Here is a 22754-nt window from a genome sequence, read left to right as displayed (position 1 = left end):
TAAGCATCATGCTGCACGTCATTTATGTTTCCATGCATCGCAGAGAAAGTTGTTTGCAAAATGTCATTCGAGACGGCACGAACAATGTTCTGACAATCCGATGACATATGGAGAGCGGAGAGAACGATATGCTCCATGCAAAGCAATGAAGGACTTCCGCGCCGCTAGCTTTTACGATCGAATGAAGCGCAAGCTTTCCCGCATCCTGTGGCTGCATGGCAAACCGCAGCGTGCGATCGCAGACAGAGTCGATGCGTACGAAGGCTATCGCCTCTGGGCCTCCTGCTATTCAGATGAAACAGCAACCAGCTTTCTGGATGAAGAATTGGCGCGAACTATGCTAGGCAACCTGTCACAGACAAAGTTGCTGGATGCAGGCTGCGGGGTTGGAAGACGCATCGCTCATATTCCCGATGCTGTCGGCCTGGATGCAAGTCCGGAGATGCTGGCCGCTGGCGGCTGCCGCAATACAGTGAGGGGAGATGTAAGAGCCATGCCCTTTATGGCGGACACCTTTGATATGGTGTGGTGTCGTCTGGTCCTGGGACATTTGCCGGATGCACAATCTGCCTATCGGGAATTGGCACGTGTCTGCGCACCGGGAGGGCATGTCTTTGTAACTGACTTTCATTCCGATGCGGTGGCTGCCGGGCACCAGCGCACGTTTACCGATGCAGTAGGAACTGCGCACGAAATTGTGCATTACGTCCACCGTGATCACGCCGTGCTTGCCAGCGCTGCGTGCCTGTCTCTGGTTGCACAGCGGGACGGGGTAGTCGGGCCGTCGATTCGTGATTTCTATGCCCGCGGTATCGGCATGAAGGCTTATAGAAATCATATCGGTCTAAAGCTTGTGGCTGCATTTTTGTTTCGCAAGCCAGATCGCTGATTCTTTCTACACCGGAATGTGAATGGATTTACCGCCCAACTTCACCTGACCTATGCCGAGAACCTTTTCCGCTTGCTCCAATAGCATGCCGACAGGTGCCCGCAGCCAGCGAGTCGATCCGTCCACCCACAACGGTTCCATACACTGTTTTAGAGAATGGGGAAGTCTGTCTATGAGTGCCTCTGAGGCAAGCTGCACACTGCCGTTTATGATGACCAGCTCGATATCTCGGTGTGAGAGTTGAGGCAGCCTGGCCGCTATATCCTGGCCCGTATCTCGTATAGCAACCAGATCGCCCGGGCCGTCTATTTTTATACGTCCCGTACCACTTTCCAGACGGAGGATCTCAGATGAAGTCTCCGTAACCATGCGATATGCAGCATGCGGGGCGACACCGCAGTAACGCATTATGAAATGAAGCTCATCCAATAGGTCTCCCTCCGCGGTTAGTGGAGAATCGCTTCCAAGGGCAATCTTTTCTATTTTTGCAAGGAGCGATATATCAGGCAAACGTTCAAAGAGAAAATTGTTTGAGGAGGGGCAAACAATGAGAGATGTTGCGCGTTGACGCATGAGCTCAACCCCGATGGCATCAATGGCCAAACCGTGCACGAGAACGGTTTCAGCATCGAGTAAGCCGACTCGGTCAAGCTTCCAAAGTTCTTCATACGCAAGATCGTCAATCCCTTCGCAGGCGTGAAGGACAAATGTGCCTCCAGGTCGCGTAGCTTTGCGTGCAGCATGCAGGTTTCCGCCGAGCGCGGGCGAATGCGCCCAGCCATTCGTCTGCACTACTTTTACCGGAAACCCCTTCGTTAGCATCACCGGTGAGAACGCGTCATGATGGCTAACCGTGGTGACGCCGCAAAGCAGGTTTCGTATACCGCCCCACAAGACACGTACATCTTTCGGAATGCTTTTATGCTTCGCTATGCATTCGGAAAATTGCCGGTGAATATCCTCTCCCCACTCGATGTAATTGCGATAAGGGGGATTTCCAAGTTTAGGAAAGAGTGCGAATGCTAGATGATCATGCGCATTGATGAGGCCGGGCATGAGCAAGAACCCGTCAAGATCGATATCGTTTCGCGAGATAGGCCCATGGCAGAGGGTCTGGGAAATATCAGCGATGCTCCCTGCTCTGATCTGAATTGTCGCAGCAATGCTTTCCCATGGTCCTTTTACGTAGCGTGCTCCATAAAGCGTGAACGAATATTGTTGTATGCTCTCCGTCATGCTGCAGGCTTCCGCGCAGCATAAATGCGGAACCTTGAAGGATCACGCCTGTGTCGTAGCCGGGCTATAAGGGGACGCATGCGCCAGCGCAGATCGAAGTTCGGCGTATAGACAGTCCACCGAATTGATAACTGCTCTTCGAGCGTGCAGAGACGCTCGTGTGTCAAATATTCAAGGCTTGCTATTGAATCCGAGGCGAAACCGAATTGCGCAAGAAAAGAACTGCGACGTTCTGCAAGCATCTGCTGCCCGCTCTGCTCACTGGAATACCACGGCGTGTCACTGATGATAACGAGGCCACCCTCTCGCACACACCGAAAAGCTTCGCGCAGACATGCGGTATAGTCTTCCGCATAATGAAAGGAGGCATTGAAGACCGCCGCGTCAAACTGATTCTGCCGCAATGGGAGATGTACGAGTTCTGCGCGGATGCGCGGAAAGAGGCCCCGCAGACGAGAGTGATAATGTTTGATCGCTCCGAGCCCGTCGAAATCATTCACCAGAAGATCTACGGCGACGGGATGATAGCCCGCCGCCGCAAGACGATAACTCATCCAACCATTACCTGCGCCAAGATCGAGTATGCGCGCTCCAGCCTCCGGAAGGTTTGGCTTCAACACTCGGCGCATGAGGCAGTCGAAACTTTGCGAGCGAATTCGCCATTGATGCTCGTTTCTGCCAGAGATATCTTTATAGGGAAGCGCGAGATAAAAGTCTTCGCTTATACTGCCGCGCCCTTCCACCATTCGTATTCTTTCGTAATCCTCCATAAAACGCGCATAATGTGCCCTTCGCGCCGGCAGCAGCGCATCGAGGATGCCGTTGCAAACACGAAGCAGAGATCCACAAGCGCAGCTGTTACCCGCTTCGATGCCTACGCCACATTGCGGACACTGCAGGCGTACATCCCGCGGCCATTCATTTTCAACCACAGTATTCGTATCCGGATGTGGCGTGTTTGCTGAACTTTCCATTTTCATTGAACGCACCATTCAGATTCTTTCTGCCGGCACAAGAGATTCAAGAGATACAAACGCGGAAGAGACACGAGAAGGAGCAGAAGAAACCTGTACGAAGGCTTCGGTATTCCGGCTTTTGGGCTCCAGTACGGCGACTCGTTTCCACAGAGCGTTTATCCGCTCCTCTGCGGTCTCATCTTCTGGATCGCTCCAGGAATCCACTTCCGCATGCAATGCATCACGAACAGCGCGATAGAAATCTGTAGTATAAGCAGCCTCAAAGATGACGCAGAGATCGTCGCTGTCAACCCAGTTGCGCTTGGAACCTAGTTCCTGACGAACACGTTCGTAAAATACCGTTCCCGGGAGCGGATATGAAAATGAGATGCCGATGTCGTCGGGACGCGTCTGCCGTACAAAATCGATGGTCTGCCGCAACTCGTTCCAGGTCTCGCCTGGATAACCGAACTGCAGGAAGAAGCAGGCACGAATACCTGCCTGTCCGAGAAGGCTGCGGGCAGCTACCACAGAACTAAGGCTCAGACCTTTGTCCATAGCGGCAAGTACCGTTTGCGATCCCGACTCGACTCCCATCCATACCTCGGCACATCCGGCAGTTTTGAGATTCTGCACAGTCTGCTCCGTCATCAGGTCGGCTCGTGACTGAATTTTGAATGGAACGACTGCATCCCTTTTTGTTAACTCTTCCGCGAACTCATGTATCCAGTGGTGATTCAATGCAAAGACATCGTCGCCGAACCATATATGATCAACGTGCATAACTGTTTTGAGAATTCGCATCTCCTCCGCGACGGCAGCGGCGGCCCGTAGATGAAACTTGTTGCCAGAGATCGGTTTCGCGCACCAGTTGCAGTGATAAGGGCATCCGCGGCTCGACACCATGTTGGCTGAAAAATATCCGTGTGCCGTCTTCCATGCCTCACGATACGACTCCAGATCAATCAGATCGCGCGCCGGAAGCAGGAGGGAGGACCAGTCTGGATTTCTTGCGAGTGGCACCGTGCTGCGAACGATTCTTCCTGCATCGTCGCGCTTCACGAGACCATCGATTCGAGGTGGTTCCTCACCGCATAGAATTGCGGAGCACAGTCTCACAAGCGATTCTTCGGCTTCACCACATAAGACATAGTTAAATCCGCTGTCCAGGAACAACTCAGGATTATCTGTGGAATCAGACCCGTGCACAATGGCAATGGCACCGATAGCGCGCGCTGCGGAGGCAATCTCCCGCGCTACTTCGCGCATGCGTGTGAGGCACATCTTTGAAAGAAAGTTGAAGTCGTCTTCATAGACAACTACGATATCCGGCCGATGCTGCGATAACAGAACCGGCAGTTTTGCGGAGGGGTCTTCCAGCATGGAATCAAACACTTCTACGGATATGCCGCTCTCACGCAAGGCGGTAGCCGCATAGAGAGTGCCGAGTGGAGCGTACGGCTGCATTTTGCGAAGCTGCTTCGAGTCAAAAGGGAGATGATACGAATGTGTTACCAATACCTGTGCCACAATTTCACCTCTAAACATCCGGCTGCGCGCAGGCAACTCCAGGCATAGCCCATTTCTGCATGCGCATGCGAAAGGATCTCTGCTTGCACGTATCGCACTCATCGCTCAGGTTAGTTTTCTGCGCGTTTGCGCTTGTCGCGGAATTGTCAACTCAATGTCATTTGGCTGCGGCAAAGACAGTGTCTGCTACGTGCTGAAGCTGGAATGGCTCTTGACCGGACAGGTGGCCCAGACGCTCACGCTTGGCGGAAAGATAGCTCGCCGAGTGCGAATTTTGCGGAACATCCGCGCTTATCCGCTCCACAATTGCAATATCCGCGGCATGGAGTGCGTTCATTTTATCTGGATTGTTGGTTAGCAGCCGAACGGAACGTACAGTGAGAAATCGGAGAATCTCCGTGGGCAGCGCGTAATCACGCAAGTCAACTTCGTGGCCGAGATGCAGATTTGCATCAACGGTATCGAATCCCTGTTCCTGAAGCTCATAAGCTCTCAGCTTTTCTAACAGGCCGATTCCCCGGCCCTCCTGCTGCTCATAAATTAGGACGCCCACACCTTCTTCCACAATCCTGTTGAGTGCCAGATGAAGTTGATCATGACAATCGCAACGCAGAGAATGAAAAACATCTCCCGTGATGCACTGAGAATGAATGCGAACAATGGGAGGAACACTGTGAATATCACCCAGTATCAAGGCTAATGCCGTCTCCGTGTGCGCCTCCGCAAACTGCGCGCCAATACGGTCACGCTCAAATGCCAGAAGGCGAAAATTAGCGTGGCAGGTTGGAAACTTTATGTCAGCAATTTTTCTGAGAGGCATCTGTATATCCTGCCTTTGTATGCCGTACCACTTACACGCTGGTGCGGCGAAACTGGTAGAGAATGTGGTCACCAAAGATCGCCATCCTTCGAGAAACGGCGCGATCAATCGTTTCCATTAGCCGCAGAAGGCGCGGATGGCCTGATATCCATGGCTCTGCCGCACTGGGCGGCAAAGCAACGCCAATGCCAAGGCGTTTTTCCAAAACGAACCATGGCGCAAACGCTTGCATCAGATCAGTACGCCGATGGTAGACAACATGAAAATTATGCCCGGCAATACGCGCAGGTGTTGCATCTCTGCGGCAGCGACGCAATGCATGCCCGGGGCGTCCTCGCAGAACTTCCGTTATCCACTCGCCTGGACAGAAGGTTCCAAATACAACAAGCATGGCGGGGGCTCCTGGTTTCAGCAATTTTGCAAGTCCGCTTGCAACCGGCTGCAGATTGGCGACACAGTTGAGTGGCGCAAAATTCGAGAATGCCCCATCGAACAGTGTGCCGTTTGCTGCAACATGGCGCGACGCAAAGTCGTCATATTCCTCTGCGGCGACTACTTCTGCCTGAGCATGGAATGGAGCCAGCTTGGCGCTAGCGAGCGAAATCATTGTGGGTGAAGGATCGGTTAGGAAAGGCCTGAATCCTTGTTGTGCGAGAAAAAGCGCATCTTCTCCCGTGCCTCCGCCTAATTCAATAATTCGTCCGCCTGCGGGAAACTCCTGTAGCAGCGCTGTGCGCACCATTCGCCGCTGTGCTGCAACACTGAGCCATTGCCCGAAGCGATCATCGAAGACCGGAGCAATTGAATCGAATGCCTCTGCAGAAGGACGCAAGGAGGTCATCATAATGCCAGACGACCCTTTTGCCGACGCCAACTGCGAGACTCCCATGCAAAACGAAGTCCTTCCATAAGATGAAAGCGAAGACGAGACAGAATGAATACGAGTTGCATACGATAGCGCGCAAGCCGCACGGCGGTTGTCTCCTTGGGGAATCCCTGGATGACGGGAGGTGGCAGACGGTGAGGCAGCAATACCTTCCGTAGTGGACGCTTTGCTGGAACTCCGGCAACCTCAAGCTCCTTTTGCAGAAGCAGGTATAGCTTGGTGCCGGGAAAGTTTCCCAAAACAGCGCGCTTGCCGTACCTGTTTATCCATAGGTGAGCGGATTCCGGGAGTGAATGCACAGTCCACTTTGTCAACGCTCGCGGACCGAAATCACCCATCACATGCGTGATCAGCAGTGTGACCACGCCAAGTCCGAGCGACGCTCTAGTATTGTTTTCGGCGGTTGTCTGGAGCTTGGCCCAGAAATCGGAGTCATGAAAGTGTGCCAGAACGTGGCGCCGAAACTCCAGCAGATGAGAGGCGCGAGAAAACTCGCTGCACACATGCTTGTATGCATGCAGTCCTTGCCCCAGCAACAAATCTATCGAAGAGAGCACCGGCATCTCGCATCCATAGAGTGTACGCATCTCGATTCTGTCGAGCGGGGTGGGATGTCCCGCACGGTCCGGCTCAATATGCAGCTCTACCGCATGCGATGGTTGCGCCTTATATAAATCTTTAAGAGACAGCCCAGGCTTCTCATTACGCTTGAATTCCAAGCTTCTGCGGCTTGCGTGGTAAAGCCGGTAACCGCTCTGCTCAAGTATGCTTCTTGCCCTGGAGGCATCTCTCTCTGCGATAAGAAAATCGAGGTCGAATTGCGATCGGAGCTCCGGTGCCGGTACGGAGCTCGGCCATAGAGACAGCCCTTTCAGAACAGCGTAAGAGATGCTGGAACATTGAAACTCGCGCTGGATCGCTATCGATTCGGCAATCATGCTTTGTGTCCGCTCTGCGTTATCTTCCAGGTTCTTGCGTAAGCGCGCCAAGACAAACTCAGGCAGATCATTAGAGAGGCGCAGCTCAATCATGCGATGTAGAAAATAGAGCGCCAATCCGCTGATATCGAGCCAGCGAAGCGATCTTTCCCATTCTCTTCGAGAGAGATTCCCTAGTATGGAACAGCGCTGCGGATATGGGTCGCAGAAGCTCATCAAGATGGCTTCGCGTATGTACTGTTCACGGTTTTGCAAAGGAGTATTCCTTGGCATTACGCCATGGAGCAGGGTGAGCTCGGAAGCACCATGCGGTGAGGATATTGCCTTTTTACCTGCACCGCTCCACTCATGGATACCAGGATGTTCAGAGACAGAGCGCTGTGACAATCTAGTTTCACCTCGGGTACTCCCAAGCGACTCAGTCGCCTGGAGAACAATCAACAGCAGACTATCCGGCGGAACACGTAGATTTGTCATGCGGATGTAAGACGATTGTCACTCTCTTATCGCGCTCTACCGCTGCGCGACCGCCTGAATCGAGAGTTATACGAAACTCTTTGTTTCCGCTGCTTGCTGCTTCATGACAATTCTTTGACAAAGAGACGACGATGCGGAGACACGCGAACCACAGCAGATCACTATTTTGATTGCAGCGCTGCACGGCATTTTAAAACGCCGCGGGATCCTGCTCCTTGCAGGTTTGCGAGCGAGGAAGAGCAGAACTGATTCAAAAGAGGAGAAACCATGCGACAATTTCATGAAATACAAGCGCGTGATCTGTGCGGTTCAGTTCTACAAAACGAGATCCACACGAAAGGCTATGCGCTGATTCGCAACCTGCTGTCGCTAGAAGATGTTTCCCACACACTCAACGCGATCACGGAGGTTCTTTCCGCAGCAGGCTGGCTGCTGCCCGGGCATGATCCACTGGAACGTTTCGCCAATCCGGATGCAGCATGCGGCGATCCTGATCCAGAGTTCAAGAGCACGTATCAAACTGTTTTTGATCTCGAATCATTCCATGCGCTGCCGCATTATCCAGCGCTGCAGTCAGCTATGAAGATGATTGTGGGAGAGCGTGTTCTGGTACACCCCAAGCCGATTGGACGGCTGATCTTTCCAAACTGTGAGCGGCTTACCGTACACGCTCATCAGGATTACCGTTTCATGGGCGGAGACACCGAATGCTTCACTGCTTGGATTCCACTTCACGATTGCCCTGTCCATGCAGGTCCGCTCCGAGTTCTGGAAAGCTCGCATCGCGCCGGATATGTAGAGCATGCCGATGAAAATCTGCATGTGCCAGAGATATTGTCCGATACGCTGCAAGAAGACGACTGGGTGAGCGGCCAAATCAACGCTGGCGATGTGCTTCTTTTCCACAGCCTGACTGTGCATGCGGCTTCTCCAAATCTTTCTGATCGAATGCGCATTTCATTGGACTGCAGATTTCAGGATTATCGTCGCTCGCTTAATCCCGCGAATCTGGTGTTCTCCGGTGAATCCGGAAAATCATGGGAAAAGACATACGCCGGATGGAGATCCGACAAGCTGAAGTATTACTGGAAGAGATTGCCTCTCACGCTTCAACCTTCTGAGGCTGAGATAGAGCAGCTTTCGCAAACAGCTGAACCACCGGAAAAAAGAGCGCGTTATGCGCGAATGTTGTGCCAGCTCGCTTGACAGGCGCAGAATCGCAATATCGTTCAAGACCGGTCCGCCTCAGGATGACAATCAACTGACAATAAGCAGAAGATCTGGAGACACGCCCATATACACTGCCCGCTATCGTGACTGCTATGCAGCCTTCGATATCGCAGATTCGCTTCCTCGGCAAGCCCCGAATCATTGGGCTTATGACCTTCGCACTGTTCCTGCTTTGCACCTCCTGGCAGAGCCGCGCACAGGACACTCCGCTGCTATCAGGCGGCGGTGGATTTTTCACCAACACCACCGGCGGTAACACGAACTACCAATTTGTGATCGAACCGCTGTTAGCCGCCCCTGTCGGCAAGCATTTTCTGATAGAGTCACGAGCCTACCTCGATGAGAGTTATTCACCAAAGGGAGATGGCCAGTCCGGATACAGCGGCACTGGTTTTATTGCGCTTACCTATCTGCAAGGGAGCTACTTTCTCTCGCCTCATGTGACTGTTACCGGCGGCAGCTTTCTGCTTCCCTTCAATACCTACAACGACCGCCTGTCTCCTATCTGGATCAGCAATTTTCAGGATGGCCCACTGATCTCCAGCCTTGGAACACTGTCAACCGGAACCGGCCTTGGGGGTATGTTGGCCGGATCCGCCGTTTCCAAGCCGAAATATTCCATTGATTACAAGGCATGGTTTTCCGCTCGTAGCGGAAATGAACAATTCGACACGCAGCGATCTGCTGGTGCACGCGCCAGCCTGTATCTGCCGGAAAAACGCTTAGAGGTTGGTCTTTCCTATGACAAGCAGTTGCAGGGAGTGCGGGAACATTTCTATGGCGCGCATGCATGGTGGGAGCCGGCGAATACTGCATTTCGTCTTCGCTCAGAATTTGCACGAGGCTTTCATGCGCAAGGCTACTGGATAGAGGCCGATTATCGTACGCAGGCTTTTGGCGGCCTGAATAGCTGGATTGGCCGCTTTGAGCCGCTCTTTCGCATACAGCAGAGCTTCCGCCGCGATACGATCGCCAGCGATGGGCTGCCCTTGGTCAACACGCAACGCGCAGATTTCGGGCTCGATTACAATCTGCTACACAGTACGAGGATCATCACGAGCTATTCGCGTCAGTTTGCCTCTACAGGTGATGAAAATATTTGGGAAACCGGTATCGTTTATCGTTTCCTGTTTCCGGCCTGGAAAGCTAGATAGCAGCGATAGGCCCCTGGGATATAAATTTCTCTTCTATATATGCTTATGACAGGCAGCGTATGCAGGCGCTGCCTGGCGTGTATGCCGACTTAGTTTTTGCAGGCTGCCGTCGATTCTTCCGTCTCTTCGACCAGAGTTCCGTCCAATAACAGAAAGACGCGTTGCGCGAATGCACGAAGCGGAATGCGATGTGTGACCAACAGAACAGCCCTTCCCGAGGTTTTCAAGTTTTCGAGAACCTGTCTCTCGCTCTCCATATCCAGAGCCGAGGTCGCCTCATCCAGAAGGAGCAGATCACTGCCACGCAGAAACGCACGTGCGAGTCCAAGCCTCTGTCGTTGACCGCCTGAAAACAGCGCCCCATTATCGCCTACTCCTGTTTCCAACCCCAAAGGTTGCGCCATTACGAACTCATCGAGATTTGCGGCGCTGAGTGCATGCATCAGCTCTCCGTCGCTGCGATTCTCTATTCCAAACAGCAGGTTGTTCCGGATCGTGTCGTCGAGTAACGGTACCTCCTGCGGGACATAGGAAATCCTGGCACGATTCACGCAAAGCTCACCCATAACGGGCTCAGAGACACCGGCGATCAGGTTCAGCAGGGAGCTTTTGCCCATGCCCGATGGCCCGCATAAGACAATCATTTCTCCTTCAAGCTGCTCGAAGCTTATATCCCGCAGAATGGACGATCCATGAGAAAACGCAAAGCTTACTTTGTGAAGCTGCAGAACAAAACCAGACGCAGGTAGTCGCACTGTTGTAGGAAGCTCGCGGTATTTTTCACATTCGCCCACCTCGTCGCTGACTAACCTAACACTTTCCATAGAGCTTTCCAGCTGGCCGGAGATAAGAGATATCTGGCTGATGAGAGGTATGAGACGACGCGAAAGCACAAAATAGAATGCCAGCAGCGAAAGCACCTGCCTTGCATCGCCATGACGTAGCTGAACCGCAATAATAATGCAGAGAAAGAGCAACACCGCGCCCTGATCGGCTAGGCTGCCGCCAACCTGAGGGAGAAACACAGCGCGAATGCTGCTGCCGGCCATGCTTTCTGCTTGTTTCCGGATGCGCTCATAAAAGAAGGTGGCATTCCGATAGGTGCGAACTTCTTTACCCGACGAAAACATATCCGCAAGACTTCTCTGCAGCATGCGAAGAGAGGTCTCTCGGCTGGATGCTGCCTGCTGAACTCTGCTGCGAATGAAAAACCTGTGAGCTATAAAGAACGCAGCGAGTGCAACTGCGAACGCACAGGCTGCAAGCGGACTCTGATAGACGAGCGCTGCAGTCATCGTCGTGACAATGACTGCTGCGGCAGTGAGGTCGATGAGCCGCTGATAAAACTCCGCCGCGTCACGGGCGGTATGAAGAACATGATTCGATAGTATGCCGCGGTTGCATGCTACAAAACGGCTCCACTGCATCTCACTATACCCACGAGTGAGTCGAAGAAGAAGGTTCGTATAAAGCCCGAATATCCACTGGACGACCGCACGGCCTGAAGAGATATCCATTCCGACGCGAAGAGCGACAAGAATCGATGTAACCGTTGCAGCGGAAAGGGTCGTTCCGGGCAGCCACCAGAGTGAATGCGGTATGGGACGGCCCTGCAGCAATAGAAATAACAGATACATCGCTGCGGCTACAGCGAGATCACATAGCCCAACAACAATCCGCGCAACGATCAGCAAGGCCAATGCGAGCCGCTGCCGTGTATTCAGCAACGCGAATGCGATACGAAGGCTTGACCTGCCTGCAGAAGTATTTTCCGCTTCATCGGCCTTGCGAGGTAGGGGTATGGATGAGTGGTTGGTCACATTCCGAGCCTACTGGCGCATTGTGACGGAGTTGTCAGATATGGGTCTTTCAATTGTCAACCAATTGTCTCGGGCTAAGCAGAAGATCTGCAGTCTGGGCGCAAAGACAATCTAATGACATGCTTCAGACGCCTCCGTGACATGCAAGCAGAGGCCCACGCATACCTTTTGGTTGTGGAGCAATTGCGTCCCTGCAAATGGACCTCATGCTGTCTATTCGTGCCGATCTTGGCCTCGCGGCGCACTCCACGCACACCAGTGCTGAAAGGACATAGACCATGAAGTTCGCCGCACCGCTGCTGTCAGTACTCCTGGTGCTTGCAGCAGCAACCACTGCCACGGGGCAAACAAAGACGAAACAGCAGAGCCCGCCAAGCAAGCCTTCGCCGCCGGTACATGCAGTGAATCCTGACAGAGGGCAACAGGTTTTTAAACAGAATTGCTCCCGTTGCCATAACGCGCCGGAAGGATTTGGTCCCAGCATATCCGGCACGATTGCCATGCACATGCGCGTACGGGCCAACCTCAGCAAAGATGACTACACGGCGCTGTTGCGGTTTCTCAACCCATAATCGCCCTCCAACGACATTGATCCTTATCGATGACAAGGAACTGACCTTTAAACAACGGCATAGTGACAAGACTTTTCCCTGATCCGGATACGGTGGGCTGAGGTCAGCCAATGCAGATCCCTGCCGGTCCAAGCTTTGTCCATTGGCATGCCTGTATGGCGCATTCAAATATTGAGGAGAACTTCATGAAGAAGAAATGCATACTGCTGGTGTGTGGCTTTGGACTGTGGATGGGAGCGGTATCCGGCACCAGGCTATTGGCCCAGGCTTCGCCGCAGCGAATTGAAATAACGGCGAAGCGATTTGCCTATACTCCCGGCGAAATCACTGTAAAAAGGGGACAGCCAGTTATTCTGGTGCTCAAAAGTGGAGACGTGACGCATGGACTTCGCATCCGCGAGTGGAACGTCAATGTGAAGGCAAAAGCAGGCAATCCAGCACAAGTTGAGTTCACACCGGATAAGGAGGGAGATTTCATTGGCCATTGCTCGGTCTTCTGCGGGTCCGGCCATGGCGAAATGATTATCAAGATTCATGTGGTGGCATAAGATGCGGCTATCTATGAGCATCTTATGCGGGCTCGTAGCAGTGGGCCTGGTTGGGTGCAAGGCTACCCAGCCAGGAACATTCGAGACCAAGACGGTTACATTCGCCAAGCATCACCTGCTCATCCGCAACAAAGACGAAAAGAACCCTCTGCCAAATGATGCGAATACACTTGCTGATGGGAAAGAAGCCTTTTCCCACTACTGCGTTGCCTGTCATGGGATGGATGGGCAGAATACCGGTGTTCCCTTCGCCGATCACATCTCGCCACCCATTCCTTCGTTGGCTTCGCCTGAAGTGCAAAGTTATACAGACGGTCAACTGAAGTGGATTCTCGATTACGGGATACAGCCTTCGGGCATGCCCGGATCCAAGGGCACACTGAGTAATGACGAGTTATGGTCGATCGTCACATATCTTCGTCATTTACCCCCGGCAGGAAGTCAGGGGATTCCAGACATGTATACCCATTGAGAATGCTGGAGCCTGATGGCTTCGGCGGAAGAGAAGGATGTGAGCTCAAGCATCTTCATCGAAGAAACAGCCGCAAAACCAGTCTCCCTGCAGGGGCTCGCCTTTGCGGCAGGTTTCTTTTTTTCCTTCCGGCTTGCGCTCCCGCTACTCGGCATCTGGCTTATTGGGCTGGAACCCAGCACAGGAACCGCCATGGCCATCGGCATTGACCTGTTGCTCTTCGGCGTTGTCTGCTTTGATACTGACTTTTCATCGCGTGCAGTCTTTCAGCGGCTGGCGCAGGCGTCCACGTTTCGGTGGGTGCTGGCTTTCCTGTTTCTGTCGCTTTGTAGTCTGTTGTGGAGCGATACTGCTTCCATAGTCAATTCGTTAGCTTACTGGATTGGCTTGGCCGCAGATGTCGGCATCGTTTCCCTGCTCCTGTGCCGCGAATCCGCGTTTGCAGAATCGCAGTCCTTGCTAAAGGGTTTTATCTGGAGCACATGTTTCCTGGCTCTCATTGCATGGATCATGCCGTTGAGGGACGACCTACGGCTTGGAGACGAGCTTTATTTCAATGCCAATGAAATCGGAAACGTCTGCGCATTCGCGATCTTCTTCGCCCAATATCTCGCGCGCCGCAACGATGGAAAATGGCGAATTCCCGCGCTATTCCTAACGATTACGCTGGTTCGCAGCCTGAGCAAAACAACGATCATTGCATTTTTCATCAGCGAGGGCGTTCTTCTGTTTTGCGATCGATCAATGAGCCGGAAGACCAAGGCAGCATTGATTTCCCTGGCTCTAGTGCTCACACTGGTGTTCTGGGGACTGTTTGAAGCTTATTATGATGTCTACACAACGGCTGGCAATCAGGCGACGACGCTGACCGGCCGCATCGCAATCTGGCTATATGCACTTGGTGCGGTTTTCGATCACGCCTGGACTCCATGGATTGGGCATGGATTCGATGCTTGGTGGAAGGTAGTGCCACCTTTTGGAAACGAGCAATTTGAGGCGCGGCATGCAGAGAATGAGGTATTGCAGCAACTTTATGCGTATGGTGCAGCAGGAATAGTCGTGCTAGCCGGTATATATGGAAGCCTGTACCGTCAGCTACGCAGACTGGTACAGGAACCGACGAAACCGCTCCTGCTCTGTTTCCTGCTTTTTATTGTGATCCGAGGTCTTGACGAAGCGGAAGCATTCGATCTTCTTCTTCCACTGTGGAGCGTAGTCCTGATCGGTGCGATTACAACTGAGCGTGGCACTCAATCGGCAGTTATGGCGCCGCAAAATATATCGCCTGAATTGTCATCCGATTGTAATTTCTAGCTTATATCTCCCGAAGACAACGATGAATCAGCCAAAATAGAAAGATAGAAGGGAACTAAAATCATGGTCCATGGCACGGAGATGACAGCAGACACCCAACCCGATCTTCCTGTGGAAACAAGCCTGGGCACGATCCTTATTGTCGAAGACGATCCTCGGATGCAGAAGGTGTTGCGCAGAATCTTCGCAGAAGAACGCTACACGGCAGTCGTTGCCGGTGACGGGCGCACTGGATTGGATCTGTTCCGGAGTGAACAACCTCTCGCAGTGGTTCTTGATTTAATTCTTCCGAATATCTCTGGGCGGGAGCTTTGTCAGACTTTCAAGGGCATTGCGAGCGATATTCCTATCATCGTTCTGAGCGCCATCACCGAAGTCGCGGACAAGGTGCTGCTGCTGGAACTGGGCGCGGATGATTATGTCACCAAGCCATTCAGCCCCAGGGAGCTTATGGCGAGGGTACAGGCAGCCATTCGCAGGCAACGCAAGCCCACGTCGGACGTCGTCTATCGTTTTGGCGACTGTGAAGTCGATTTCAGAAAGATGACCCTCAAGCGCAGCGGAAAACCTGTCGTGCTTACATCTCATGAGTTCAAGCTATTGAAGTTCTTTACGGAAAATGTCGAGCGGGTACTGACACGCGACATCCTGCTGAACGAGGTATGGGGATACAATCTTTATCCAACGACGCGGACGGTGGATAACCAGGTCCTGAAACTTCGTCAAAAGCTGGAACCGGACCCTGCGAATCCAATATATCTGCTGACCATTTATGGTGCAGGATACAAATTTGTCCCCTGATACCAAGCGCGGCCCGCGCTCCGAGGACGAAATCGCGCAGATACAAACGCGCGCCGGAGAGAAGCAAGGATTCAGCACCTACGCGCTCCTGGTCATCAGCATGGCGCTGGTAATCGCTTTTGTAACTGGCGTCAGTCTGCTGCTGATCCGCCACCATTTGCGCGAGCAAGTATCCAGCAACTTGTCGCGGGATCTGGATCAATCGGTAATAGCCTTTCAAAATCTGCAGGCAGAGAGACTTGGAGCACTTGCGCGCGAGAATGCTCTGATTGCAGAGTTGCCCACGCTGAAGGCTCTGATGACAAGCGGGGATGACCTTACGATCCAGGATGGGGCGGCCGAGTTCTGGCAGTTGAGCGGCACTGATTTATTCATGCTTGCCGACCCAAGCGGGAGGGTTGTTGCGGCCTACGTCAAAGGCGCACCAGCCGATAACACCCTCCGCGAAGGCATGAAACGCCTGCTTGCTTCGCCCCGCATGCAATATCTGATCGATGGTGAATCGCTGTATGCCTGCGCGCTACGTCCGCTCTATTTCGGCAGCGATCGGGATGGAACGCTGCTGGGATATGTGCTGAGCGGCATTTCGATTGAACGCACGGTGCCGCAAATCAGCCAGCCCACAGGGGTCGAAGCCACCTTCCTCAGCGGACACCAGATTCTAGCAAGCACGCTTGCCACAAAACTCCAGGTAGGTCTTGTGCAGCAGTCTGGCTCGCTCTCTGTAATGCCGCAGGCGCCCGTAGCTGTAAAGCTTGGAGACTCACGGTTCCTGGCCACTACCAAAGACCTCTCCGCTACGGCCACAGATCCTTTGCAACTGGTAGTTCTGAAATCTCTTGAGCCTGCGGAGCAGTGGATCAACCGTATCGACCGCATGGTGCTTGTGATCGGCATTCTCGCGCTTCTCTCCGGAATGGCTCTGATGGCTGCGATTTCGCGGCTGGTTACGCGCCCTCTCGAAGAGCTCTCGCGCAGTGTGCGTGCATTTGGCCTTGGAGATGTAAAACACCAAGTGCCGCGCCACGGCACGCAGGAGGTGCGGCAACTGAGCATTGCGTTTGCGTCAATGCGCAGTGAAATCCAGACAGCAAACCAGACCATACTCGAATCAGAGCGGTTGGCGACGATTGGACGCATGGCTAGCTCTGTCTCCCATGACCTGCGGCATTATCTTGCCGCTATATTTGCCAATGCCGAATTCCTCGCTTCCGATCGATTGTCCAACAAAGAACGCGCCGAGATATTCGCTGACATCCGCGCAGCGGTAAACGGCACGGCAGACATGATCGAGTCCCTGCTGATCTTTAGCCGCACCGGCGCCAATATACAAAGGCAGCCGAAATTGATGGCCACCCTGGTTGAGCAGGTGGTGAACCTGATTCGATCTCATCCGGACGCAGAAGGCGTGATGCTGACAGCCAGTTACGGTAATCCGGCAGAAACAATGGCTGTTGTCGACTGCAAGCAGATCGAGCGGGCAGTATTTAACTTGCTGTTGAATGCATGCCAGGCTGCTATCCTCAGCGCTCAGGCCAGCGTCCACGTGGCAATGAAGACCGAAGAACAGCGCATCCTTGTGTGTGTGACGGATAATGGTCCAGGCGTGCCGGAAAATATCCGCATGAGCCTCTTTGAACCTTTTGTGAGCGAAGGCAAGCAGAAGGGAACCGGACTTGGACTGACTCTCGCCAACTGCATTGCCGTGGAGCATGGAGGAGATGTCGTTTTGCTGAGCAGCCGTCCCGGAGAAACGATCTTTCAATTAACCGTCGCGCGCGTGCTTTCTCTGCAAGATACAGCACTTCTGCCAGAGGCCGGCATTCACGATCAGGTGATATCCGATGGGAATATACGGATTTAAACAGACTCAGCCTTTCGGTCTGGATTTCCGTGGCCGATGGAGAGCGTTGCCTCTCCTGATTTTTGCTGCTTGCTCAGCAATCCCCTCTGTGTATGCGCAGAGTGAAGCTCCCGAACCTCTGGAGCAGAAGGTGCAGAAGTTGACCGAAGCCCTGGCGCGCACACAAGCCCAACTAGAACAGTCACAGCAGGCGCTGGCAGAGATGCGCAGACAATTGATCGAACTGCAGCACCAGATGGCACAAAGTAAGACCGATGCGGTGAGTGAGTCCGCTGATCCTGCTTCGTCTTCTAGCGATGCGCACGACCTCAGTGCCGCGGTAGAAGAAATACGGGAGCGTCAGGCGATGGATGAAACCCAAATTGCCACGCAGGAGCAGGTCAAGGTGGAAAGCGCGTCACGCTATCCGGTAAAGATCACCGGGTTGCTGCTGCTGAATAGTTTTGTCAATACCGGAGCGGTTGATATGCCAGCAACGCCGACTGTGGCGATCCCCGGCTCTGGCAGCACAGGTGCATCTATTCGCCAGAGCATACTGGGACTGGATGCACGCGGCCCGCATCTGTTTGGAGCAAGCAGCTATGCCGACTTGCGTGTGGACTTTAACGGCAGCTCCTCCAGCACAGGCCCTTACACCGGCTATTACAACTCCAACTCGGCAATCCTCCGGCTTCGCACCGCTCACGCCGGGCTCCGGTGGAATCATACGGAAGCCTACTTCTCCCTCGATCACCCAATCTTTACTCCCGATACACCCACCTCTCTCACAGCGGTTGCCATCCCGGCACTCGCATGGTCGGGGAACCTGTGGACGTGGAATCCGCAGGTTGGCATTAATCAGGACGTAGAAGCCTTGCACGGACGGACGATCCGGCTACAGGCTGTTCTGGTCGATGTAGGGGATGCGCCGCTTACGACGGAACAAGTAGGAACAACTACATCACCGCCAAGCAGTGCGGAGCAGAGCCGGTGGCCCGGCGTAGAAACGCACATTGCTTTGCTGGGAGACCATGCAAGCAATGACCAGCCCCATAACCACTTCGGCATAGGTGGATATTTTGCGTCGCATTCCTCAACTTTGGTCAATCACGGATTCGACTCATGGGCAGCCACGCTCGACGCGGGATTGCTTCTGCCGGCCAGGCTTCAATTTACGGGCAGCTTCTACCGGGGCCTGGCACTCGGCGGATTGGGAGGAGGCGCATACAAGGACTTCGCCTTGAAGCCAAACGATGACTCGACCGGATACTACTTTCGCCCGCTGGACGACGTTGGAGGCTGGGCGCAGCTTAAAGAAAAACTTGCGGAGAGGCTGGAGCTGAACGCTGCTTTTGGAATCGATGACGTGTTTGCCAATGAGCTGCGGCGTTACAACATCTCAGGCAATACTCTGTACCAAAACCTGGACAGAACCCGCACCTACACTGGAAATGTAATTTACAGCCCCAGTGCGTATCTTTTGTTCTCGCTGGAATACCGGCATTTTCAGAGCACGCTTGTCACAGGCTCGTCCTCGACAAGCAATATCATCGGCGTGGGCGCAGGGTACAAGTTTTGAAACGATTGGTCATCTTCGGGATCTGGATGTTCACCAGCGCCACGCTGGTGCTCGGATCATTGCACACCCAGGAAGTGTCGTCGGCAGAGCTGCATCTTCGCATTGCCTCTTCGCTGCAAGGCAAACATCGCGCAGTTCCGGCTGTGATCTGGCTTGATCCAATGCCGGGAACGACAAGCGCCTCGTTTCTTCCGCATGAGCATTACACACTGCTGCAAAAGAACCGCACCTTCCTTCCGCATCTTCAGGTGATTCCTGTGGGCAGTGTCGTTACCTTTCCGAACCAGGATCCTTTTTTTCACAATGTCTTCTCGCTCTTCGATGGCAAGCGATTCAATCTGGGGCTTTATGAGGCCGGATCGAGCAAGTCGGTTACCTTCTCACGTGCCGGTGTCTCTTATATCTTCTGCAATATTCATCCGGAGATGAGCGCTGTCATCATCTCACTGGCCACGCCACTCTACGCCATCGCAGATGCGGAAGACACGATGTTATTACGGTATGTTCCTCCCGGAGAATACAAGCTGCACTTCTGGATTGAAGGCGTACCGCAATCTTCTCTGGATAAATTGAGCCGCACTGTGCGGCTCACATCAAGCGTTGTTGATCTGGGCACTATAAGGGCGCCTATTGCCGCTGCGCGAGCAGGCTCTCATACGAACATGTACGGTGAGCCTTATGCTCAGGATTCCACCTCTCCGTATTCAGATCTTCCATAGTTAAAGCTGTGAGCTTTAAGAAATACATTTCTGGCTTTGTGACAATCCAATGACAGTGAAGTGACAACTCCATCTCTGTCGCAGCCTAGATTGACGGCAGATGACGATTGGAGCACGAGGACATCCTCTTCCGTCTATACCGGATTCGGAAAAGATGTAGGGTAACGAAAGGTTGTTGCGAGCCGTTTTCCTTCAAGAAAACAGCGAGCGGCAATCCTTTTCTACCTGGCACTATTTCCGAAGCATTCAGCATGGGTCCTGGGCATCGAGGAGTAATCGTATGAAAAGAAACGCACCGTTTGCAGACATTCCATCCGCTCTTGAAGAAATTCGCGCCGGACGCATGATCGTAGTTGTCGATGATGAAGACCGGGAAAATGAAGGCGATCTGACCATGGCTGCGGAAGCCATTACACCGGAGGCCATCAACTTTATGGCTCGCTATGGGCGCGGACTGATCTGTCTTGCAATGACGCAGAAGCGGCTTGATGAGCTTGATCTCCGCCAGATGACCTCCCGGAATACTGCGCAGTTCAGGACAGCATTTACGGAGTCCATTGACGCCTTGGGCCGTGGAGTAACTACGGGCATCTCAGCCTTTGATCGCGCTCAAACAATCTTGTGTGCAATCGATCCCGCTACACGCCCCTCCGATCTTGGGCGTCCCGGACATGTATTTCCTCTGCGTGCCCAGGAGGGCGGCGTTCTGGTGCGCAACGGTCAGACAGAAGCGGCAGTTGACCTGACACGCATGGCAGGCATGACTCCTGCTGGCGTGATTTGCGAAATTATGAACGAAGACGGAACTATGGCAAGAGTTCCCGATCTTGTTGCATTCTGTGACATACACAATCTAAAAATGATCACTGTCGCCGAGTTAATTCGTTATCGTTTGCAGCAGGAATCGTATATCGAGCCAGAGGTCCTGACTTTATCGGAAGCCAGCCTGAGTCAGGGGCACTCCGCAAGACCAGAATCATACACATTGGCATAGTAGTGCTATCGATTTCCTTAAGCCCCAGCATCGCGATGAAGACGAGTAATGGTCGGAATTCGATGCCCAGCGTGATCCGTCCGGCGAACGCTCAGATCGTAGAAATGGCGAGGGAAAATGCCGGAAAACGAAAATGGATCAGATCTAGCCGCTGTTCCCTTATAGTTCACTTACTGATTTTGGTGAATCTTGTAAATTATAGGATTTTTGGTTGCGGGGGTCGGATTTGAACCGACGACCTTTGGGTTATGAGATAAACAAATAATTTATTATCAACAAGTTAAGTGGGGAATAGTCGGCAGCCAAAACCCTTGAAAAGTAATGGTAGGTAATTCTTATTGTGGGGCTACTGTGGGGTTGTATTTTCCTTTCCCGGCACAGGGTGATGGCTTTCCAGATCTCTGGGTCTCTGCACGATTTTCAGCGAATGTAATGCTTTCAACATATGTTGAAAGCATTACATTCGCTGAAAACCTCGAACGGCGATGAACTGTGCATGTGGCGGGAGCAACTTACATCTCTTCCGATTTGATCGAGGCTATGAACATACGCTGCTTGTTGCAGCACGTACGTGTTGAAGGCCTCCGAAGAAGTTGATTTGCTGGCAAATCTCTACACATCCGCTGGTTAACAAAACATTTACACATATTAACAAATGTATAGGTTTTGGCAAATTATTGATTTTATGGAGACGAAGGCCGATCGCATCGCAGGAGAAGTTCGACAACGGAAGATCGTACGCCCGAAGGATCTATCTTCTCTAGCGGGTTCGCGCTCTCATCTCTGGAACCTTGCGAAATCGGGTAAGCTCGAACGCATTGGTCGCGGCCTTTACCGGGACAGGAACTCTCCCATCTCCGATAAGGAAGCCTACGTGGAGCTTGCAAAACGAGTACCCCTGGTGTTCTATGTCTTTCCTCTGCGCTTCGTTATAACGAGCTAACCACGGAGAATCCGTCGGAGATCTGGCTCGCAATCGAACGGGGCACTTGGACTCCCAAAATCGAGTTCCCACTCGTTCGCATCGTTCACGTTTCGAGGCCAGCTTTTGACTTTGGTATTGAGACCCATGCTGTAGACGGCCTGCAGCTTCGCATCTACAGCCCAGCCAAGACCGTAGCCGACTGTTTCAAGTTCCGGTCCAAAATTGGAACCGAGATCGCGATTCAGGCGCTTCGAGCTGTCTATCGCGAAAAGAAGGCCACAATGGATGAGCTTTGGAAGGCTGCAAAAGTCTGCCGAGTGAGCAACGTTATCCGTCCCTATATGGAGTCGCTAACGTGAGCCAGGCTGGACCTACCAACGTCGCGGCGTCCATCAAACAACGACTTCTCAATCGCGCCCGAGAACGGAAGGAAGACTTCAATCTTCTCCTCACCAAATATGGGCTAGAGTGAATCCTATACAGAATCGGCAAGTCGGTGTACAAAGACTCCTTTGTACTCAAGGGAGCGCTGCTATTCGAGCTATGGACAGAACAGCGATACCGTCCCACAAGAGACGCCGACTTTCTGTCGATGGGCGATAACAGCTCCGAACGATATCAGCAGATCTTCGATGAGATTTGCGACATGACGGTCGAGGATGATGGCGTTCGTTTTGACCGAAATACCGTCCAGGTGGAGAAGATCAAAGAGGAGCAGGACTATGAAGGTCTCCGAGTGACTTTCACCGGTTTTATGGAGGCGGCTCGTCTACCAGTGCAGATAGATAGGGTTTGGTGATGCCGTAACGCCGGGTCCCATCGAAGCGGACTTTCCAACATTGCTGCAAAGCCCTGCACCGCAGCTACTTTCCTATCTGCGCGAGACAGTCATTGCCGAGAAATTTGAAGCTATGGTCAAGTTTGGAATGGCAAATACGCGTATGAAGGACTTTCACGATCTGAAGACCTTGTCGGAGCTTTTCCACTTCGAGAGTGAGCTGCTTGTTAGCGCGATTCAACGTACCTTTCGACGCCGCAAAACGGCTCTTCC

The 22754-nt window shown here is 52.9% G+C and carries 19 protein-coding genes and 2 pseudogenes; 14 read left to right on the top strand and 7 right to left on the bottom strand.

Annotation, left to right across the window (positions count from 1 at the left end; translation table 11 throughout):
* Nucleotides 1-145: 145 nt before the first annotated feature.
* A complete protein-coding gene (locus OHL22_RS08545) occupies nucleotides 146-889 on the top strand; it encodes a class I SAM-dependent methyltransferase (RefSeq protein ID WP_263335534.1) in 744 nt (247 codons plus the stop codon).
* 6 nt (nucleotides 890-895) lie between these two features.
* Here the strand turns inward: OHL22_RS08545 and OHL22_RS08540 are convergent, their stop codons facing one another.
* The 6 genes from OHL22_RS08540 to OHL22_RS08515 form a co-directional block, all read right to left on the bottom strand.
* On the bottom strand, nucleotides 896-2125 hold the full coding sequence (locus OHL22_RS08540; RefSeq protein WP_263335531.1) for an amidohydrolase family protein: 1230 nt from the start codon (nucleotides 2123-2125) through the stop codon (nucleotides 896-898).
* Nucleotides 2122-3105, bottom strand: coding sequence for a class I SAM-dependent methyltransferase (locus OHL22_RS08535; RefSeq protein ID WP_263335530.1), 984 nt, complete (start codon nucleotides 3103-3105; stop codon nucleotides 2122-2124). Before OHL22_RS08535 ends, OHL22_RS08540 begins: the two co-directional genes overlap by 4 nt.
* Nucleotides 3106-3117: 12 nt before the next feature.
* Complete coding sequence (locus OHL22_RS08530; RefSeq protein WP_263335528.1) at nucleotides 3118-4548, bottom strand: B12-binding domain-containing radical SAM protein; 1431 nt, start codon at nucleotides 4546-4548, stop codon at nucleotides 3118-3120.
* A gap of 220 nt (nucleotides 4549-4768) precedes the next feature.
* The gene (gene ribA, locus OHL22_RS08525; protein ID WP_263335525.1) at nucleotides 4769-5431 is read right to left on the bottom strand and encodes a GTP cyclohydrolase II; all 663 of its coding nucleotides are present in this window, start codon (nucleotides 5429-5431) and stop codon (nucleotides 4769-4771) included.
* 31 nt (nucleotides 5432-5462) lie between these two features.
* The gene (locus OHL22_RS08520) at nucleotides 5463-6263 is read right to left on the bottom strand and encodes a class I SAM-dependent DNA methyltransferase (RefSeq protein ID WP_263335523.1); all 801 of its coding nucleotides are present in this window, start codon (nucleotides 6261-6263) and stop codon (nucleotides 5463-5465) included.
* Nucleotides 6264-6271: 8 nt separating this feature from the next.
* On the bottom strand, nucleotides 6272-7471 hold the full coding sequence (locus OHL22_RS08515) for a nucleotidyltransferase family protein (RefSeq protein ID WP_263336870.1): 1200 nt from the start codon (nucleotides 7469-7471) through the stop codon (nucleotides 6272-6274).
* A 528-nt stretch (nucleotides 7472-7999) separates the two neighbouring features.
* On the opposite strand from OHL22_RS08515, the gene OHL22_RS08510 reads away from it, so the two are divergent.
* A complete protein-coding gene (locus OHL22_RS08510; protein ID WP_263335520.1) occupies nucleotides 8000-8938 on the top strand; it encodes a phytanoyl-CoA dioxygenase family protein in 939 nt (312 codons plus the stop codon).
* Nucleotides 8939-9054: 116 nt separating this feature from the next.
* Nucleotides 9055-10116: a hypothetical protein gene (locus tag OHL22_RS08505; RefSeq protein ID WP_263335518.1), complete on the top strand. Its 1062-nt coding sequence runs from the start codon at nucleotides 9055-9057 to the stop codon at nucleotides 10114-10116.
* Nucleotides 10117-10205: 89 nt separating this feature from the next.
* Here OHL22_RS08505 and OHL22_RS08500 read toward each other — a convergent pair whose 3' ends face one another.
* Nucleotides 10206-11936 (bottom strand): ATP-binding cassette domain-containing protein, encoded by a 1731-nt coding sequence (locus OHL22_RS08500; protein ID WP_263335514.1) that lies wholly within the window; start codon nucleotides 11934-11936, stop codon nucleotides 10206-10208.
* Nucleotides 11937-12214: 278 nt separating this feature from the next.
* Between OHL22_RS08500 and OHL22_RS08495 the strand changes: the two genes are divergently transcribed.
* The 11 genes and pseudogenes from OHL22_RS08495 to OHL22_RS25000 form a co-directional block, all read left to right on the top strand.
* Complete coding sequence (locus tag OHL22_RS08495) at nucleotides 12215-12508, top strand: c-type cytochrome (protein WP_263335512.1); 294 nt, start codon at nucleotides 12215-12217, stop codon at nucleotides 12506-12508.
* 110 nt (nucleotides 12509-12618) lie between these two features.
* Nucleotides 12619-13056, top strand: coding sequence for a cupredoxin domain-containing protein (locus OHL22_RS08490; RefSeq protein WP_263335510.1), 438 nt, complete (start codon nucleotides 12619-12621; stop codon nucleotides 13054-13056).
* 13 nt (nucleotides 13057-13069) lie between these two features.
* A complete protein-coding gene (locus OHL22_RS08485; protein WP_263335508.1) occupies nucleotides 13070-13528 on the top strand; it encodes a c-type cytochrome in 459 nt (152 codons plus the stop codon).
* 15 nt (nucleotides 13529-13543) lie between these two features.
* On the top strand, nucleotides 13544-14842 hold the full coding sequence (locus OHL22_RS08480; RefSeq protein ID WP_263335505.1) for an O-antigen ligase family protein: 1299 nt from the start codon (nucleotides 13544-13546) through the stop codon (nucleotides 14840-14842).
* A gap of 63 nt (nucleotides 14843-14905) precedes the next feature.
* A complete protein-coding gene (locus tag OHL22_RS08475) occupies nucleotides 14906-15643 on the top strand; it encodes a response regulator transcription factor (RefSeq protein WP_263335503.1) in 738 nt (245 codons plus the stop codon).
* Complete coding sequence (locus OHL22_RS08470) at nucleotides 15633-17507, top strand: sensor histidine kinase (RefSeq protein ID WP_263335501.1); 1875 nt, start codon at nucleotides 15633-15635, stop codon at nucleotides 17505-17507. The genes OHL22_RS08475 and OHL22_RS08470 overlap by 11 nt, the downstream gene beginning before the upstream one ends.
* A 46-nt stretch (nucleotides 17508-17553) precedes the next feature.
* Complete coding sequence (locus OHL22_RS08465; protein WP_263335499.1) at nucleotides 17554-19065, top strand: hypothetical protein; 1512 nt, start codon at nucleotides 17554-17556, stop codon at nucleotides 19063-19065.
* A complete protein-coding gene (locus OHL22_RS08460; protein ID WP_263335497.1) occupies nucleotides 19062-19784 on the top strand; it encodes a cupredoxin domain-containing protein in 723 nt (240 codons plus the stop codon). Before OHL22_RS08465 ends, OHL22_RS08460 begins: the two co-directional genes overlap by 4 nt.
* Nucleotides 19785-20064: 280 nt before the next feature.
* A pseudogene (gene ribB, locus OHL22_RS08455) lies at nucleotides 20065-20697 on the top strand (3,4-dihydroxy-2-butanone-4-phosphate synthase); the annotation flags it as partial.
* Nucleotides 20698-21433: 736 nt separating this feature from the next.
* Nucleotides 21434-21721 (top strand): type IV toxin-antitoxin system AbiEi family antitoxin domain-containing protein, encoded by a 288-nt coding sequence (locus tag OHL22_RS25005; RefSeq protein ID WP_377819331.1) that lies wholly within the window; start codon nucleotides 21434-21436, stop codon nucleotides 21719-21721.
* 478 nt (nucleotides 21722-22199) lie between these two features.
* Nucleotides 22200-22754: pseudogene (locus tag OHL22_RS25000) on the top strand (nucleotidyl transferase AbiEii/AbiGii toxin family protein); the annotation flags it as partial.

This window comes from Acidicapsa dinghuensis (assembly GCF_025685685.1).
GTDB classification, from domain to species: Bacteria; Acidobacteriota; Terriglobia; order Terriglobales; family Acidobacteriaceae; genus Acidicapsa; species Acidicapsa dinghuensis.
This window is presented reverse-complemented; position numbering and strand designations above follow the sequence as displayed.

What these genes read in the sequence shown, in the direction of transcription:
- OHL22_RS08490 (WP_263335510.1), top strand. Translation starts at nt 12,619, where the DNA reads ATGCAGATCCCTGCCGGTCCAAGCTTTGTCCATTGGCATGCCTGTATG.
- OHL22_RS08510 (WP_263335520.1), top strand. Translation starts at nt 8,000, where the DNA reads ATGCGACAATTTCATGAAATACAAGCGCGTGATCTGTGCGGTTCAGTT.
- OHL22_RS08515 (WP_263336870.1), bottom strand. Translation starts at nt 7,471, where the DNA reads ATGAGCTTCTGCGACCCATATCCGCAGCGCTGTTCCATACTAGGGAAT.
- ribA (WP_263335525.1), bottom strand. Translation starts at nt 5,431, where the DNA reads ATGCCTCTCAGAAAAATTGCTGACATAAAGTTTCCAACCTGCCACGCT.
- OHL22_RS08545 (WP_263335534.1), top strand. Translation starts at nt 146, where the DNA reads ATGAAGGACTTCCGCGCCGCTAGCTTTTACGATCGAATGAAGCGCAAG.
- OHL22_RS08495 (WP_263335512.1), top strand. Translation starts at nt 12,215, where the DNA reads ATGAAGTTCGCCGCACCGCTGCTGTCAGTACTCCTGGTGCTTGCAGCA.
- OHL22_RS08535 (WP_263335530.1), bottom strand. Translation starts at nt 3,105, where the DNA reads ATGAAAATGGAAAGTTCAGCAAACACGCCACATCCGGATACGAATACT.
- OHL22_RS08485 (WP_263335508.1), top strand. Translation starts at nt 13,070, where the DNA reads ATGAGCATCTTATGCGGGCTCGTAGCAGTGGGCCTGGTTGGGTGCAAG.
- OHL22_RS08475 (WP_263335503.1), top strand. Translation starts at nt 14,906, where the DNA reads ATGGTCCATGGCACGGAGATGACAGCAGACACCCAACCCGATCTTCCT.
- OHL22_RS08540 (WP_263335531.1), bottom strand. Translation starts at nt 2,125, where the DNA reads ATGACGGAGAGCATACAACAATATTCGTTCACGCTTTATGGAGCACGC.
- OHL22_RS08530 (WP_263335528.1), bottom strand. Translation starts at nt 4,548, where the DNA reads ATGCAGCCGTACGCTCCACTCGGCACTCTCTATGCGGCTACCGCCTTG.
- OHL22_RS08505 (WP_263335518.1), top strand. Translation starts at nt 9,055, where the DNA reads ATGCAGCCTTCGATATCGCAGATTCGCTTCCTCGGCAAGCCCCGAATC.
- OHL22_RS08480 (WP_263335505.1), top strand. Translation starts at nt 13,544, where the DNA reads ATGGCTTCGGCGGAAGAGAAGGATGTGAGCTCAAGCATCTTCATCGAA.
- OHL22_RS25005 (WP_377819331.1), top strand. Translation starts at nt 21,434, where the DNA reads ATGTATAGGTTTTGGCAAATTATTGATTTTATGGAGACGAAGGCCGAT.